This window comes from Thauera sp. 27 (assembly GCF_000310125.2).
Lineage (GTDB): Bacteria > Pseudomonadota > Gammaproteobacteria > Burkholderiales > Rhodocyclaceae > Thauera > Thauera mechernichensis.
In genome coordinates this window covers 16,579-32,528 of sequence record NZ_AMXB01000015.1, presented here as the reverse complement: position 1 = coordinate 32,528, position 15,950 = coordinate 16,579, and the positions used below count along the sequence as shown (strand labels likewise).

At 58.2% G+C, this 15,950-nt stretch carries 12 protein-coding genes; 3 read left to right on the top strand and 9 right to left on the bottom strand.

Annotated features, from left to right (window positions below; genetic code table 11):
• Window positions 1-97: 97 nt before the first annotated feature.
• The 7 genes from B447_RS09970 to B447_RS09940 all read right to left on the bottom strand — a co-directional run bounded on the left by B447_RS09970 (window position 98) and on the right by B447_RS09940 (window position 12,662).
• A complete protein-coding gene (locus B447_RS09970) occupies window positions 98-1,159 on the bottom strand; it encodes a histidine kinase (protein ID WP_198291769.1) in 1,062 nt (353 codons plus the stop codon).
• A 17-nt stretch (window positions 1,160-1,176) separates the two neighbouring features.
• A complete protein-coding gene (locus tag B447_RS09965; RefSeq protein ID WP_198291768.1) occupies window positions 1,177-3,543 on the bottom strand; it encodes a sensor histidine kinase in 2,367 nt (788 codons plus the stop codon).
• Between the two features lie 169 nt (window positions 3,544-3,712).
• Window positions 3,713-5,440, bottom strand: a complete 1,728-nt coding sequence (locus B447_RS09960) for a hypothetical protein (protein WP_002939272.1) — start codon at window positions 5,438-5,440, stop codon at window positions 3,713-3,715.
• Between the two features lie 59 nt (window positions 5,441-5,499).
• Complete coding sequence (locus B447_RS09955; RefSeq protein WP_002939258.1) at window positions 5,500-7,569, bottom strand: AIPR family protein; 2,070 nt, start codon at window positions 7,567-7,569, stop codon at window positions 5,500-5,502.
• Complete coding sequence (locus tag B447_RS09950; protein WP_002939251.1) at window positions 7,569-8,534, bottom strand: PD-(D/E)XK motif protein; 966 nt, start codon at window positions 8,532-8,534, stop codon at window positions 7,569-7,571. Before B447_RS09950 ends, B447_RS09955 begins: the two co-directional genes overlap by 1 nt.
• The gene (locus tag B447_RS09945; protein ID WP_002939247.1) at window positions 8,527-11,187 is read right to left on the bottom strand and encodes a Z1 domain-containing protein; all 2,661 of its coding nucleotides are present in this window, start codon (window positions 11,185-11,187) and stop codon (window positions 8,527-8,529) included. Before B447_RS09945 ends, B447_RS09950 begins: the two co-directional genes overlap by 8 nt.
• Window positions 11,184-12,662, bottom strand: a complete 1,479-nt coding sequence (locus tag B447_RS09940; protein WP_037982642.1) for an ATP-binding protein — start codon at window positions 12,660-12,662, stop codon at window positions 11,184-11,186. The genes B447_RS09945 and B447_RS09940 overlap by 4 nt, the downstream gene beginning before the upstream one ends.
• Window positions 12,663-12,809: 147 nt before the next feature.
• Here B447_RS09940 and B447_RS09935 point away from each other — a divergent pair, with 147 nt between their 5' ends.
• The gene (locus B447_RS09935; RefSeq protein WP_037982640.1) at window positions 12,810-13,256 is read left to right on the top strand and encodes a very short patch repair endonuclease; all 447 of its coding nucleotides are present in this window, start codon (window positions 12,810-12,812) and stop codon (window positions 13,254-13,256) included.
• Here B447_RS09935 and B447_RS09930 read toward each other — a convergent pair.
• Together B447_RS09930 and B447_RS23030 are read right to left on the bottom strand one after the other, a co-directional pair.
• Window positions 13,253-14,923: a DNA cytosine methyltransferase gene (locus B447_RS09930; protein ID WP_002939240.1), complete on the bottom strand. Its 1,671-nt coding sequence runs from the start codon at window positions 14,921-14,923 to the stop codon at window positions 13,253-13,255. The two genes, B447_RS09935 and B447_RS09930, sit on opposite strands and share 4 nt — an antisense overlap.
• Window positions 14,924-14,932: 9 nt before the next feature.
• On the bottom strand, window positions 14,933-15,325 hold the full coding sequence (locus tag B447_RS23030; RefSeq protein WP_443080966.1) for a helix-turn-helix domain-containing protein: 393 nt from the start codon (window positions 15,323-15,325) through the stop codon (window positions 14,933-14,935).
• Between the two features lie 31 nt (window positions 15,326-15,356).
• Between B447_RS23030 and B447_RS09920 the strand changes: the two genes are divergently transcribed.
• Together B447_RS09920 and B447_RS09915 are read left to right on the top strand one after the other, a co-directional pair.
• The gene (locus tag B447_RS09920) at window positions 15,357-15,716 is read left to right on the top strand and encodes an integrative conjugative element protein, RAQPRD family (RefSeq protein ID WP_002939236.1); all 360 of its coding nucleotides are present in this window, start codon (window positions 15,357-15,359) and stop codon (window positions 15,714-15,716) included.
• Window positions 15,713-15,946: a TIGR03758 family integrating conjugative element protein gene (locus B447_RS09915; protein ID WP_002939232.1), complete on the top strand. Its 234-nt coding sequence runs from the start codon at window positions 15,713-15,715 to the stop codon at window positions 15,944-15,946. The genes B447_RS09920 and B447_RS09915 overlap by 4 nt, the downstream gene beginning before the upstream one ends.
• Window positions 15,947-15,950: the final 4 nt, after the last annotated feature.

Below are 15,950 nucleotides of genomic sequence, written 5' to 3'. Positions count from 1 at the left end.
GGGTGTTGTGTGGGGCATCGAGTCTTCGACTTCATAGTCACTGGTCTTACCCTTGAGATCGCAGAAAAGTAACCTGCCGGTGCGGGAGTCTGTCAACTCAATCGCTTGAATAGTCCGGGGTTCCTATCCGGCTGAAATAGGCACCAAATCGCTCGACCAACGAAGGAATAAACAACGGGGACAGCGAGGCGAAACGGAGGCCCGTGAGCTCATTGAAGGCCTGTTCGGCGGTGATGGCCTTTAAGTTATGGAACTGGACCATCCATGGACCTCTGGCTTGCCCGGCAGCGTCCCGCATTGGATGCAGGAAATGCTGTTTCGGCATTCCATCATGTTGTATCAGTTTCTTCATCTTATCCTTCGACTTACCGCTGTCAGTAGCCTCCAACTCTTTCCAACTGTTGGAGATGTCCTCGCAAAACGCCAACAGGATCGTTGCAACCTTTCCCTGGTTCGCCAAGTCGCAGCGTGGGGTAACCACAACCCATGATCCGCCTTCGTATTGAACAAGGTCACCGGTATCGAGTCGAGCCTTCAACGGGGGAACGAAATAAGCCTCTTCCGGGTGCGTTGCATCGCCACCAGCATTAAGCATGGAGTCATGCACATGCGCAACAACATGACGAGCAACAACTTCGGTTAGATCCGCGCCGTGCACTGTTGAACTGGTCCAGTGACTCCAGCGGGGCCAGATCGAACGGAAGAATACCCTGGCCGTCTCTCTGTTGAACGCACTCTTAGCACCTCTCAGTCGCAGGAAGACATCCTTGTTCTCTCCCAGCCAAGTGAAGACCTGTTCCATACCGTCGGCCTTGTCCATGACTCTGACCTGAGGGCAGTCGTAGCTAGCCGTGTCGGCATCAGCCTGCTGCCCTGTATAGACCACTACACCAAGAGGCTGGACTTCAAGAATGTGGCGGACCAGATCATTGCCCTGACTGTTGATCTCGGCAACACCTGGTTCAACCTGCAATCGGAGATCCACGACAGCGGCATCAAGTCGATGCAGATCAAGTTGCCGCTTAGCATCCGTGACGTTCTGGGAAGTCGTCATCTGGAGACGGAAGCCCTTGTTCTCCTCGTCCGCATTGTGGGCGGCAATCGCATCCTTCCATTCGAGTATCTTTGAATCCTCGTCCTCCACGACGAGGATCTTCAATTCCGGGACTGGTGATATCATTTCTGCGGCGCCCTCTGCATCTCAATCGCGAAAGTTGTCTCATCCGCCTCGGCATCAAAGGCAACATCCCCCTTGCTCGCCCGCATCGCCTCCCTGGCAATGGCGAGCCCGATCCCGGAACCCTCGGTCTTGAGAGAAAAGCCTGGGCTGAACATCCGCGCATGGAACCGTTCGTCGATCAAAGGCCCATTATTCGAGATCGAAATTCGAACGTACTTCTTTGACTGGCTGACAGAAAAGACGAGCCTTCTCGGTTTCGTCGGGCTCGTCCCAAGCCAATGGACGGCATTGTCGATGACATTGAGAACCGCAGCCATAAGATCAGACTCATAGCCAACGACGAGCGTGACCTCATTAGGCAGGTCATAGGTCACATCGATAGCCGTGTCGGCAATCGCATCACTAAAGAGCGTTAAGCATCGGCTCAACACCTCTTGGACATTGAATGCCTTGGGACGCCCACGCCTCTTCCCCGAAATGGGATCAAGCGACTTGAACAACTTGCTCAGATGTCCGGCCGACAGGCTGATTGAACCGGCCTCCTTTCCGAACGTGCTCCGAAAGTGCCTTCCGAAGGCGCTCTGCTCTTCAAGCCGCGGGGCTCCGTCGGCGAGTCTCTTGGACCGTGTAGAAATGTCAGAGAGGAATCGACGTCCATCATGCAGAACCTGGGCCACAACCAGACCGAGCGCTGATCTGGACGCCAAAGCCTGCTGATAGGTCTCAAGCTCGTCGATCGATGTTTTCAGTGCTGCACTGTCCTGCCTGATCGCGCGTTCGACCTTCTCCCGATACTTGAGCGGCAGATCCGCCACTACCCTGCTCGTCGCTCGCAGATTGGCCTTGCTTCTGACCTCACCGGTATCAACGGTCGTCTTTCTGCTGAGACCAGCACTCTGCCGGAAGTCCTGTCGCATCGACTCAACGTGAGCAAGTACGTCGGCTATCAGTCGCTTGAGCCGGACAAACGAGCCATTGTGTTCAAGACCTTCCCGGCTGCTCCGTTCGACTAGACCCGAGGCATTCTCATCGGGAATCTCTACCACACCCCAGACCTGATTCAGGCCCAACTTTCGTGAAGGATTCTGGACCCTCATGCGCTCCAGTTCGAGCCAATCGGTTTCCGCATCGCCATAGGGACGGATTCGAAAACCTCCTCGATAGATTCCTATCCCGATATTCTCATCAAGCACTCTTCTGGCATCAAGGCGGCCAATGGACCCCAGACCCAGCTTCTGGAATAACTCCACAATCGCATCGCCTTCTCGATCGTAAATGTTCAATCGCAGGCTGGCCTTGCCGCAAGGCTCCTCTTCCGCTGTCAGCTCCGATGCAGGAATCTCGATAGACTGTGGCTTGGCGTCTCCACGCTGGTTTATAAAGGTCCCCTTGAAGCGCCCGTTCGCATCGAACGCCCCCTTCACCATGTAGTGGAAAACACGATCGATACTGAGGGGCCGGATCTCGGTGGGGTCCCGCGAGCCGGCGTCCTCACTCTCGATGAGGTCAAGTGCGCCGGAGACCAGCCGCGGCCCATCGAAACCGTGTACGTCTTGCGTGAATCCAGACAAGTCGAGATATATCCGGAAGTCTCCCTCCTTGGTCGCGATGGGTGACACCATGCGACGCAGCTCGCGAACCAGAGCTTCCAGTTGCTTCTTCGTCCAATGGTCTCTCAGTGCTCTAATCTGAAGCGCAACCCCAGGTACTTCACCACGCTCGCCAGGCTTGGTAGCCAAGTCGATCTCCACCTCGTCGAGGTACTTGGATTGCTCAAAGAGCCTCCAGTCGATCTGGATTTCGCTGACTTCAAGCCTGCGCCCTGATACCTTGCGTGCTGCCCGGAGGTGGAGCAACCGCCCGAGCCTGGCCGTCGCGAAACGGCCAACACCCTTGGCGCCGAGCATGATGCGACCGCCGGGGCTGAGACGTCGTTCCACCTTGTCGCTGGTCGCAGGCTCAAACCACTTGTCGACAAGATCTGCGGCCGACATACCGTGACCAGCGTCAGTCACCGTGATAAGGCCCGCATCACCCTCCCACCGCCCATCCTCAGGCGGAACGATCGCGATATGCACGGAGGGTGAGTCAGCATCAAAAGCGTTCTTGACTAGCTCGATGAGAGCTGCCTCAGGACCGCTGATGAGCTGGTCCCCAATGGTCCTGACTATCCTTGCCCGAGGTCTCAACCGCGGCATAGACGCTCCTATTTCTCTGTTCTGATACCATCCTATCAAGGATGCTCTGCTGATTGGCCTAGTTGTGAAGCACAATACGTAATGTCGATCCAGTTTGAATCCGAAGTCAGGTGTAGCGCGTTCGATGTTTCTCCAGACCGGTGGCAGCCGGAAATCCGATTTCATTGACGAACTGTCGAAGGCGGCGCTGCCGTGGCTGACCTACCTAGAGTTGCTGGTGCCCCAACCCCGTTGCTTAGCCCGCAGGGGGCTTGCGATGACCACGAATATCACGGCAGCGATATTCTAAAAAGCATCCGTGCTTGGCGGAGCTTCTATTCAATTTCCATATCATTCAGCAGCCTGCTTGGAACGTCGAGAAAGTCAGACCACCCACAGTCCACTTCGCTCGACTTTCAGGTTGATGTTCATAAGCAGACTGCAAATTGGGAATCTCAACGATCCGCTCGACAAGTTCAATCAATCCACGTTCAGCGGACTCCCGTGACGCGATTTCTGTCGCCAACAGCAGTTGAGGCCAATTTGCATAAAGCGCCTTCCGCAGCAAGGCAATATCCTTCAACTGATGAGCATAATGCCTTGCGATAACCATTCGATAAATCTGAAGATCTGGAATGGTAGCGCGAAGCCGCAGAGCACCTCGGAATCCTTCCTGCCCAACGCTTTGGAGCCAACTGTCGACGGTTTGCAGCCATCCATCGACCTGTTCCACAAGACGGCCGCCGCGGGTTCGCTCCGCATGAAGATTGAATCCATAAAGATCCTGATGCTTCAATTGGCATAACAGGATTATTCCAGTAATTCTCTCAATCACGACAAGATCGATGTCTGTCAGCATTTTCCCGTCGGACTTAACTTTTAAATTCTCAATAAACTCAAGCCCATTGAAGGACGCCCCCAGAATTCGTTTGACAGCCTTCTGCAGAGACACTTCTCTCGAGCACTGATTTCGGTCGTAATCCTTCTGAAAACGGAGCCTTAATGCCTCAAGCATATACCTCACAGGCTCGCTTCGCGCCCCCGAAAGACACCGAATGAACCCCTGCTCAGAACATTGTACAATCAGAGGCGTCGGGGAGCCGGGCGCAGACACAAGCTCCAAGCTGTGCCTACCGCAGGAAAGAACATCAAACACAGTTCTCGCCTCATCCACTCCTAATTCTTCGAAGTCATCATAAGCGCTGCCAAAGTAGTTTACTGCCTCCCTTAGATCTGCAATAAACGGCTCAACGTCTGAGGTAATGGTGAGCACGTTCTCCAGCCTTATCGATCCATCCTTATTGACCAGCGCTTCCGCAAATCTCTCGTGCCTCATGGAATTCGACAGCAAGAAGGTGAGAGCGAGGACATAGTGCTGGTAACGCACACCTCCGAACCTCAGGGCATAGTGAAAGCTGTCGAAACCTTCCTGCAATTGGATACTGTGGTAGGCCAGACCGAAGAAGTAGTCGTCGAGCAGTGGATCGGCGTCATATCCAATGAAATGAGTTCCCCATGGTCGAACTAGGGCAGATAGCTTCTCCCCCACTTCCCTCTCCAACTTCCGAATCGGCTCCACCTGCATGAGACGCTCGAATCGCTTCTTGGATTCAGATGTAAACCCCTCAAGGACATCCTGCTCATGGCCGGAGCTGTTGACGAGTTTTTCTGGCAGCATCACGTTGAACTCGCCTTGCTCGCCTTCAGAAATTTCGCCCACGCCCATGGCAACGTACTGAGCGATACGGCGACCGTGTTGAATCATTCCCAGAGCTGAGGCAAGCTCCAGAACGGCCTTCGACAGTTCGGGCCGCCTTGGAAAAGAGACCACCGGGACATCGAACGATGGACGACTGCTGAGCGCGAGATGGATCAGTCGAACCACCCCAAGCTGGAGAATGTAGTAGTGCTCTTGCTGTTCGAAGGTTGGTTCTTGAGTTCTTGTGATGTTGTAGTAGTACCAGTCGAGCTCACTCAGCGCGCACCTGAGTTGGATGCCAAGACGATCGCCAGCCAGCCGAGGAACCAGCTTGGCCTCTTCTTTGTTGAGTGATTCGAAAAAGTTACTGACCGCTGAGCCCATAGGCAAATGTTTCGCTTTATGTTCGAGCTGGCAGAAGGCATCCCGCTCGCGTTGAGAACCTAGCCATCAACCACAACCCCTTCCACACGCCCCTTTTCAAGTGCGTCGAGAAGAATCGCGCACTGCTTCTCGGTGGGAATTTTCGCAGGTATCTGCATGGCCACCCTGAGCACGCCGTCCTCCTTCGGCGTGAGCAGATCCTTCTCAAGCAGCGACTGATGGATGCGAGCCCATTCCGCAGCGGGAACAGCCAGCACTTTTCGCTGCGCCTCGATGCCGTTGTCGATCCTCTGCGTCTGCTTCGCAGTCTTCACGATCGCTGCCTGATCATCTTGCGGAACAAGTCGATCGTAGAACTCAGGCGGGAGGAGATTGGCGATGGCGTCGGTACGAGCCTGTATCCTCGTCCAGCACGCATCCTTCTTGCACCACTCGGAAATGTTGGAAATGCCTTGCGGGGGTCTGATGATGTCGTCGTTCACGACCCCCGACACGGCAGTGATGGCACTTTCGAGCACTGAGTCGACCTTCTGTGCATTCCAGATGCCCAGAAAGTCGACGCTCTCCCTCCTGCGCTTCGTGATGTCTCCGAGTACCGCCAGTGTGTAGGCCACGATGTTTGCTCGGTACCCGCCGTTGTACCAGGGTCGCGCAGAAACGATGCGCTCCGTGGCACGGAAGATCAGCCCGCGCGCGACGGCCCTCTTGAAATAGAACTCGTTGAACGCGTCGGACGATTTCTCCCACTCGCTGCCGATTCGGGCGGCGTAGCGCGCAAAGTTCTTCTGGGAGCCAAGATTCACCCACCTGGGGTGGTCATCCCAGACATTCTCGAACTTCGCAAGGTCTGTTTTCGTGAACATCTGTGGCTTTGGATGCTCCGCCTTGAATCGACGCTGCTCCGCAGGTGTGAGCTTCGACTGTGCATCGGCATACTGGCCGCGTGCGCGCTCATAGAACCACCTCGTCTCGCGCGGGGCGCCCTTCTGCGCCGGCGCCCAGATCCGCCGGGAAAACCCTTCCATCCGCACATGGAACGGGTGGTTCGAGAAGAAGTCGGCGGCATTCACCCGATTCTGGGTGTTCGCATACTCCGATATCCTTGGAACGACCGTTTCGCTCTCCAGGCTGTCGATGACGGACAGCTTCAACTGGACGAATATCTGGGAAAGATCGGCCTTGTCCCGCTTCCGTGTGTGGAACAGCGATGCAGTGGTCTGGCCACCATTGACGATCTGGAGGTCGACAACCCTCGTGATCGCCAGACCGGAATCCGTCATCCCTGTCTCGACACTCTGTGCAGTGGCCGTGATCCCGTTGTTGTAGGCAAAGAACATCCCAGGTTCGTTCAGGATCGTTGCCCTGATTCCCTGGTTCACATTGCCGCGAGCCTGCAGGAATGTTCGGACGTTCTGCTCAAGCAATCGCGCTCCGAATCTTTCGTACAGGGTCGCCAGCACTTCGGCAGGCATGACCATGAGATAGGATTGGTAGGCATCGGTCCCCAGGTGTGCGGGAAGGCAGGCGATGCCCTTGCCGAACATCTGCTCGAAGTCGAGGTCGAGTGGCTCCTTGTGGCTGCGGGAGCTTCGCTGACGATGAAGTCGTGAGATGTCCCAGATGTGGTGAGCAGCCGGAACACCTGCCACTTCCGTATCGGGAAGGGCCTGGATTTTCTCGCTGAGCGTGCGCTCGGAGAAGAGAACCAGGTTGACCTGCCGAATGGCGTCCTTGCGATCCGCAATCTGCCTGGCAAGGCCGTACTCCGGCGATGTGACCTCCAGCTCGCCGGCCAGGCCCTTGTTGGCACTGGCCTCGAAGAAGTTGGCAACACGCTTGAATGCCGCGGCCACTTCTGTTCTGGTGAGCGATGCCAGCTCGTTTCGGGAGTCGAAGTCCGCGATGAAGAGGTCCAGAACTCCTTCGTCATTGAACCAGTAGCCGTCCACGCGCATGCCCCGCTGCGCCCGGAAATGGCAGAGTTCGAAACCTTCCGTGAAGCCTGTCTCGACAAGGTCGTTCGCGATGGCCTCCATGAACTCGGAGAGCTGGAAGCTGCCATTGGCTTCGGCGCCCGCCAACAGTTCCTGTCGGAAGTCGTGGAAGAATTCTTCGCAGGTCTGCTCCATCAATCCTCCCCGAAGATGGCTGCTTCGTCACACTCGTACGGAGCAATCGTTTCCAGCCTGATGTCGTAGGCCACGTTGGCAATCCCTGTCGGCAGCTGCGACCGCATCAGACGTGGAAAACCGTCACCGACACGATAGCTGCGCACGTCGCTGACGACAAAGCGAGGCTCATCGTAGTCAGGGAGCGGCGCATAGCCGTGCGCAACCAGCTTCCGGTCAAAGGTCTCGACGGCGTCCGCCTCGCCGAGCCGTGCCTGGACTGCGGTGACGATCTCGTTGAGCGAGCGGGCTCCTGCCGCGTCGGCCAGACTGCTCAGCCGGTACACGCGCAGGAACAGTGCATCGTTCAGGGATTCGAGCTGGTCTTCCGATGAAATGCGGACGCTGCTCCGCTCCGCACCCGAGAGCGATTTGACCTCGACGGCTGTGTTGCCGAAGATGAAATCCTGATGTGATCGTTCCGGACCGAGCCAGGCTTCGACGGCGGCTCCGCTCGACATCTGTCGATCGATCAGTTCCATCAGAAAGACGATTTCGGCGAAGAGGCCGCGGACTTCCTCGATGGACAGGTGCTGACTTCGGCCTGATAGGAAGGTCTTCCAACGGCGGATGTGTGCCAGCGAGACTGCGAGAGCGCTGGCCGAATCGGTGGCGTGCTCCAGCGAGGACGCAAGGGTGCGGCACAGTCCTTCGAAGAGATCGCGGTCAACCTGCCTTTCAAGGGCGAGAACCAGGTGCTGCTGCCCCTGATCTCCGGCACGAAGATCGACATCGATGCCGTTCACCGTGACCGCGTTCTTCCGGTACTGGGCTGCGTGGTCGCCGTGAAGCTCCACGATGAACAGGCAGGCGCCACCGGCATCGCGTCCCCAGAAACAGGGCACGGCCGTTCCCACCGCAACCTGGCGGACGTTGAAGTCCGCCCCCGGAACGGCGATGTCATCCCACGGAGAGGACTCAGGCATCGTAGTCATCCTCCTCGTCAGGATCGTCGGCGTAACCCTGCATCTGCTGGAGCCAGACCTTGTTCACGACGACATTGATGGTCGTCGAATAGTCCCCGTAGGGAAAACTGACGCCGAAGGCGGCGATCGGTCCCGTCACGGCCTCGCCCTTGGGCTCCAGGCTGTGAATCATGAGGAGCGGCTTGTTCCGAACCATGCGGTAATGTGTGTCGGATACCGCTCCTGAGCCATCTTCGCCGCCAGCGAGCGTTTTGGCCTCATTTCGTTGCGTGTCGCTGAGCCCGAGCTTCTCGTCGCCACGCGAGGCAACCCTGTCCTTGTTCAAGCGCCACGAAGTGCCGTTCGGCTGATCCTTCCCGACGACGCGCACCTGATTCCTCAGGGTGAACGGGCTTTCACCGCCTGAGCCACCGGAAGGGGAAATCAGCAGAACATCGGCCAGCGGGCGCTTCGTCGCAATCCGTTCGAGATAGCTCACCACGTCCGACTTCTGTCCGGCAAAGGTCGAATGGCATTCGAACCGGGTGAGGAAATCGTCGATCACCTCGACGGGCACGTCCCTGAAGATGATGCCCTTTTCGGTGGACTCCTCCGGTCGCCCGCCGAATCCACTGCGCCAGTGATCGGCGATCAGCGCAAGGTTCCTGGAATTCACGTCGGGGTCGGTGGAGACAATGTAGCTCTCCCGCAATCGCCCACTGAAACTCTGCTCGACCGTGACCTCCTGGCCGGATCGCATCTTGTTCGCCGCCGTGATCAGCAGACTGTCCGGATGCGAGCGGACGTACAGGCCAAAATCCTTCGGGCTGAGGCGATCGCGCCGCATGCGCTTGACCTGCTGTACAAGCTCTTCGGCGGCATCAGCGATGTGGGAGTACCAGTTGATCGAATCACGCGAGAGATGGACGCGGCAGAGGTCCTCGAAGCCCGGCCGGTAGCCAAACCAGCGGCCCATCTGCATAAGGGTGTCATACATCTTCGTGTTGCGGTACATGTAGCTGACGGTCAACCCCTCGATGGTCAGGCCTCGGGAGAGGCTCAGACCACCGACCGCGACCGCGGTCAACCCGATTCCTTCCTTCGCGTAGCGGGCGTAGTCGAGCACCTCGTCACTCTTGCTGTTGATGACATAGAGGTGGAGGTGCTCAAAGACGCCGCTGAGGGCAGCCTTCACCTCCGCCCAGGTAAACCCAGCATCGGCATACTCGGTATCGAAGGTGTGCTTCAGGCCCTGCATGTACGCGTTCCTTGAGGAAACCTCTTCCGGCATCGCGTAGTTGGCGAGAACCGCTTCCCTGATCTTCTTCTCCCTGAGACTCAGGAAGTCACGCACGGCCTTCTGAACGGGCACGAAGCGCGACACATTGACCATCATTGAGCAATGCTTGCCGGTCTGCCCACGCAGGTTCCGGATGGCGCGGGCGACGATGAATTCGTCGAGTGCGCGATAGAGGCTGGGGGGCAACTCGTGGACGGGATCGTCACGCTTGTGGGCGTACGGGATGAGATCCTCGCAATCGTCGATCGGCCTCACGATCGATTGGCTGGTCGCCTCGTCGAGGAACACCTTCTCGGCACCGAAGTACGTCGTTGGTGCGTCCAGGCAATAGATGAAATCGCGCGGGAACAGCTCCTCACGCACATCATCGCCGTAGGCGTCGGGGTTGATGAAGATGTTGGCGAACGGTGTCGCCGTGTAGCCGACATAGCACGATTTCGCGAACAGCCCGAGGATGCGCCGGATCATCGCATTCGTGCGGGTCGGATCCAGATCCTCCTTGTTCGTGTTGATCGACGCGTTGTCGGCCTCGTCGTCAATCAGCAGCATCGGCACGTCGGAAATCCGGCCATCGCCCTCGGCGTTCAGCTCCTTCAGCCACTTGTGAAGAGCCGAGAGCGTCGTGACGTTCTTCTTGATGACCAGAATGATCGGCTTGCTGAAGTCGTTGATCTTCCAGCCGCTCTTTTCCGCCGTGTTCTTGTTGAAGTCCTCGTTGATGTTGGTGAGGGTGGCCGGGTGCGGATAGCCCGGCGCGAGGCCGACACCGATGTTGCGACGATCCTCGGGATCGCTGGACCGGCCGATGAAGGCCTCATCGATGCGCTGCTGCGTCTGCTTGCGCAGATTGCTGTGAATGCCGGCGACGACGATGATGAACTTGTAGCCGGCGTCGGCGGCGCGTGCTATCAGGCCGGTGTAGTTGGCCGTCTTGCCCGACTGCACATGACCGATGACAAGGCCGCGACGGTTCCAGGTTGTGCCCTCGCTCAACGGATCCTGCAGGTGGCCGAGAATGCGGGTCGTCACATCGCTCAGCGACTGGACCATCTGCGGTGGCCAGCCTTCCTTGAGAAGAAAGTTTCCATAGGATTCCGCATACGTCCAGGCGACATCCTCACGCTTGTGGACCCACTGATCATCATGCTTCGCAGTGACATCCACCAGCGAAACACCGGCCCCCATGCGCGTGTCGACCGAGATCATCGCCTCGGTGACGATATTGCGGAGATCACCCGTATAGCCGAAGATCGCGGCGATCTGTCTCGCCTTTTCCTCCACCTGCTCGCGCGTCGGCGTCTCGGCCATGTTGGCAAGACCTGAGATGAGTGCGTTGGCAATGTTTCGCTCTTCCGTGATGACTGTGAGGCTCATGCAAAGGTCTCGCTGATGAATTTTTCGGCCAGTTCGATCTGGCCATCGAAAAGGTGCGTCGAGCGCACGATCTGGAGAAAGGCATTCGGATCGCCCGGCCCGTCGCCGTAGAGTACCTTCCTGAGACTCTTCAGGCGCTCCAGAGTCTGGTTTTCATCCACGGCCCTCTGGTTGATCTCGCGCGGATGGGTCGAGTAATCGGAATAGATCATCTCCACCGGCAGCGAGGCCGCAACCGAATCAAGAAGCGTGTGGAGCAGGTCTGCATCCTCTGGCGAAAGTCTTCCTGTCAGTGAGGCGATGATCGGGTGCTGATCGTTGATCGCAAACCGAATGCCATCATGATCGGCGTAGCGCTCCCAGAACGGCGCCTGGGATTCCTGAAACAGCTTCTGCCCGCGCCCCCGGTGTACCGTCACACTGCGGGTGGTGACCTTGCTGATGATCTGACGCAATCGCTCACGCACCGCATGTGGCGGACGAGCGCGCGACTTCTTGATATCGATGGTCCATGCCTCGTCCAGGCTGTTGGGAAAGTCGATCTGCACTCGCGCCAGCTTGGTGGCCTCACCCTTGGGCACCAGTCGGAACCAATCTCCCCACGCCATCAGGCGCCCATTCCGATAGATATAACCTCCCTGGTTGGAGATAAAGTCGCTGCGATCCTGATAGAAGTCATACTCGGACGCGGACAGACGGCTGTGATGTGGCAGCACGTAGGGCTGCAGGCGCACCTCGGCATCGCCTATGCGGACGATTTCCTCGGGAAGGACCTGGGTGGCCGGGTTCTTTCTGCAAAAGGGATCGAATGCGGCAATGGGACGACCATTGATGGTGAGCGAAATTCTGGAATGCCCCTTGACCTCGCCTGAAAGGAATCGGTGAAAAACGAGGGAAAGGTGCCGACCCACCGCCTCGAGCTTCTCGTTCACGATTTCCTGCCGACGATCACCTGCCTCGTCCTCCATCAGCCGGTCGAGTTCTCGCCAGATGACTGCCGTCCCGCGCTTGCCAAGCCGCTCGACATAAGACAGTGCCGCGATATCGGGCTCATCAAGCACGCTCAAGATCCAGTCGTCCGCGGCATCGATGCGATCCAGGTTCCATTCGGCACCGCAGATGGAAGCACCCGTCGTACTCACCACTGTCAGGGACCGGCACTGAGAGAACGACGCCGTCTTCAGCCCCAGACCAAAGCGCCCGAGATCCTTTGGTGAGCGAAGCTGTCTGGGGTTGCCGGTTCCATGACGCATGGCAGCCAACAACTCGCGTTCCGTCATTCCCCGACCGTTGTCGAGAATGACGACAAGAGGTTGCTCGCCGGAGACGTCGCAAACGATGTCGATCCTGTCTGCGCAGGCAGAAATGCTGTTGTCGATCAGATCCGCGATGGCCGTTTCGAGCGAGTATCCCAGATCCCTCATCGACGCCGAAAGGCAGGCCGCACTTGGTGGATGTCTGTGTTCCCGTGCCATCAAGATACCCCTCGTGATTTCTCGCGAATCAGCTGCATGCTAAGCTTCCAGAAGCCGTCTCGCGGATCGCGCCCCCTCGACTGGATTGGCTGAGGATGCGCGAAGTGGCGGTTTCTGCAGACATCCAGGTGAAATGCCCTCAAGGCCATGCGCGTCCCGACCACCCCTCAGCGCAGCCGCATGATGTCGAGCATTCGCCGAAAGAACACCTGGCCGGAACGAACCCTTCGCTCCCTTCTTTTTACCAGGGGATTTCGCTATCGACTTCATGTCAAAAAGCTGCCCGGCACCCCTGACCTTGTGTTCCCGAAGCACAGGGCGGTGGTGTTCGTCCACGGCTGCTTCTGGCATCGGCACGAAGGCTGCCGCTACACCACCACCCCCCGGACCAACGAAGAGTTCTGGCGACGGAAGTTCCTGGGCAATGTCGATCGCGACAGGAGACACGTGGAGGCGCTCCATGCGCTCGGCTGGCGCGTGGCGGTCGTCTGGGAGTGCGCCTTGAAACATTCGGTCGAGGAGACTGCGCAAGCGGTTGAGGAGTGGCTGCATGGCGATGAGGATGTCCTGGTGATTGGTCAGGTCATTGACTAGCCCGCATCGGCAAGCACCGGAAGCTGTTCCGGCAGGTTTCGCCGCACGCTTCCCGCCGGTATCTTCTGTACGGCATCACCAGCCTGCCTCCGCTTCCTCCTGCTCATTTCGTTCAGAAGGCTGCGAACGATCCTGGCCAGCTTGTGGGCAAGCAACGGAGGCACCGCATTGCCGACCTGGGTGTACTGCTCCGTGCGGTTGCCCGCGAAGACATAGTTGTCGGGAAACGTCTGGAGCCGTGCTGCCTCCCTGACCGTGAGGCTTCTGCATTGGGAGGGGTCGTAGTGGATGTAGTAGTGCCCGTCCTTGGCAATATGCGCCACCACCGTGGTGGACGGTTCGTTCCTGCACTGCACGCGGAACCGATCCTTGAACGGGATGGCTTCGGATTCACGCTCGACATGCACATTGATGTGATCGGGAAGCAGCTTGGGAGGGAACACATCCAGCCGTGGGCAATATCCCCATAAATGAGCAAAGCTGGCCGAGAAAAGATAGCGGGCAAGATCGGATGCCATGTGCGCACGTGCTTCATGCTGACAGACGCCACCCAGGCTTCGGTCGTGCAGCCATTGCTGAAGCTCGGTCGGCTTCCTCGGCCTTCTGTAGCATCGTGAAATGAAGGCGCCACCGGTCGTGGTGCTGGTTGCCGCAGTGGCAAAGGCACGCATTGTCTCGATCATGACCGACTCGTTTTCCGTCCTCCATCCCTTGACGTAAGAGGGGGCAGCCTGAACAGCCTTGCGCCATGCCTCCACTGAATCGCCACGCGACAACTTGCTGCGGATTCGGGGAAGATCGTCAATGGCCTGCTTGACCGTGGCAGGCCTTGCTACCGGTGCCAGCAACTGGTGTTGAGGCATGTCCAGCCCCTTTCTCACTCCGAGCAGAATCACGCGATGCCTGCGTTGAGGGATCCCATGGCGCTCCGAATGGATTAGGTAGTCGGTGGGTTCCAGCGAACTGCCGTCGCCCTCCTTGGTGAAGGAGCGGATCTCATATTCGAGCCCCTCGGTCGGCATCGAGAGATCTGCAATGATCTTCTCGAACATTGGGTCGCCGGAGTGCTTCGAGGAAAGCAGACCCTTGACGTTCTCCATCACAAAGATCGTGGGCTTGTGCACCCGGATGATTCTCAAGTACTCCCTGTAGAGGAAGTGCTTTTCATCGTTGTGAAAGTCCTTGTCCTTGGCGCGTCTGGAGCGCCCTGCCAGAGAATACGCTTGGCAGGGCGGGCCGCCGATCAGCACCCAGGTTTCCTGCCCCTTCAGTGCAGCGCGAATTTCTCTATCGATATTGGCTTCATCGGACTTGCCAAGTTCCAGACACCTCGCCTCGGTCGCAGCATGCTCGAAGGCGCTGGCCACGGCAGGGATCCCGCGGAACGCGGCCTCATCGATCTCGCCTCGTATGTAGCTGTAATAGTGCTTGACGTCCCTGGTACCACGCAAACGCCTGAACACTGCCCTGAGCGTCAGCGTGCGATGCGCGACAGCATCCTTTTCAATGGAAAGGCCGATCTCGAAGAATGGCTGCCGCTTGTGACCCTGCAGGGACGCAAATCCCTCCCCTAGCCCTCCCGGGCCAGCAAAGAGATCAATTATGGGAACCGGCACGTCAGCAATCCTCCCCTTGTTCTTCCCCGAGCGTGATTCGGCGGCTGGCATGGTCCGCGCTCACTCGGCCTCCGGCTTCGTCTTGTTGATGCTTTCGGCGATCCACCGATCCAGCTCCGAGCGGCGAAAACGCCAGGTTCCCCCAAGCTTGAACGCCGGAATTTCTCCTTTCTGGGCAAGGCGATAGACCGTTCGTTTGCCGGCTTTGAGGTAGCCCGCGACTTCCTCCAGCGTGAGGATCTCGCTTTCGACTTCACTCATCTGTAAACCATCTGGTTTGGTCCTTCGTGACTTTTGATTGCCAAGTTTGCTCAATTCTAGCAAAAGGTGGTAGACGCTAGCCAACAAAAAATCCACCAGGCATTGCACAAATGTCGGCCAGCGCGGCCCACAAATCCGGTCATGCCTTAGTTCCCATTCTCTGCGGCGCAAAGCGAGCACGCGCCACAGCATCTGGCCATCCGCTTAAACGGGGAATGGCACGATGGGACAGAGCAACCGCAGAGCACCTGCATGGCCTTTGCCGGCCGTGCTGCTGGCCGTGTCGCTCTCGGCCCTGCAACCCGCGATTGCCGACGACGCCTTGGAGCGGGAGCAACTGGCCGCGCTCACCCGCCAGCTCAACCTGATCGACCACCTCGCCGAGCACGCCGCCGGTACCGCTCCGCAGGAACGCGCCCGCTACCACTTCGACTACACCCGCCTGCACCAGGACATCGAGCGCATCCGCGCCGGCATCCACGACTACCTGACACCCCAGCGCGCCCAGCCGCGCGATCCGGTCGACCTGCTCGGCGACTACCGCCAGTCCAACCGCCCCTCCGACGAGGAGGCTACCCAATGAACGCTGCCCAAATCAGCGCATTTCAGGCCAACGGCGGCTTCGCCCCTTCGGTCGTCGCCACGGCCATGCTCAGCCTCGTGTTCGCCGTCCTGCTGCTGTGGGGCGTGTGGGCCATGCGCACCGCCTACACGGGCTGGGCCGAGCGACACCTCTCGCAACGCCAGTTCCTGGGTGTCGTCGTGCGCTTCGTCGCGATGTACCTGGTGCTGACCTATTTCCTCCTGTCCTGACCGC

What these genes read in the sequence shown, in the direction of transcription:
- B447_RS09965 (WP_198291768.1), bottom strand. Translation starts at nt 3,543, where the DNA reads ATGAAATCGGATTTCCGGCTGCCACCGGTCTGGAGAAACATCGAACGC.
- B447_RS09960 (WP_002939272.1), bottom strand. Translation starts at nt 5,440, where the DNA reads ATGGGCTCAGCGGTCAGTAACTTTTTCGAATCACTCAACAAAGAAGAG.
- B447_RS09955 (WP_002939258.1), bottom strand. Translation starts at nt 7,569, where the DNA reads ATGGAGCAGACCTGCGAAGAATTCTTCCACGACTTCCGACAGGAACTG.
- B447_RS09950 (WP_002939251.1), bottom strand. Translation starts at nt 8,534, where the DNA reads ATGCCTGAGTCCTCTCCGTGGGATGACATCGCCGTTCCGGGGGCGGAC.
- B447_RS09945 (WP_002939247.1), bottom strand. Translation starts at nt 11,187, where the DNA reads ATGAGCCTCACAGTCATCACGGAAGAGCGAAACATTGCCAACGCACTC.
- B447_RS09940 (WP_037982642.1), bottom strand. Translation starts at nt 12,662, where the DNA reads ATGGCACGGGAACACAGACATCCACCAAGTGCGGCCTGCCTTTCGGCG.
- B447_RS09935 (WP_037982640.1), top strand. Translation starts at nt 12,810, where the DNA reads ATGCGCGTCCCGACCACCCCTCAGCGCAGCCGCATGATGTCGAGCATT.
- B447_RS09930 (WP_002939240.1), bottom strand. Translation starts at nt 14,923, where the DNA reads ATGCCAGCCGCCGAATCACGCTCGGGGAAGAACAAGGGGAGGATTGCT.
- B447_RS23030 (WP_443080966.1), bottom strand. Translation starts at nt 15,325, where the DNA reads ATGCTGTGGCGCGTGCTCGCTTTGCGCCGCAGAGAATGGGAACTAAGG.
- B447_RS09920 (WP_002939236.1), top strand. Translation starts at nt 15,357, where the DNA reads ATGGGACAGAGCAACCGCAGAGCACCTGCATGGCCTTTGCCGGCCGTG.
- B447_RS09915 (WP_002939232.1), top strand. Translation starts at nt 15,713, where the DNA reads ATGAACGCTGCCCAAATCAGCGCATTTCAGGCCAACGGCGGCTTCGCC.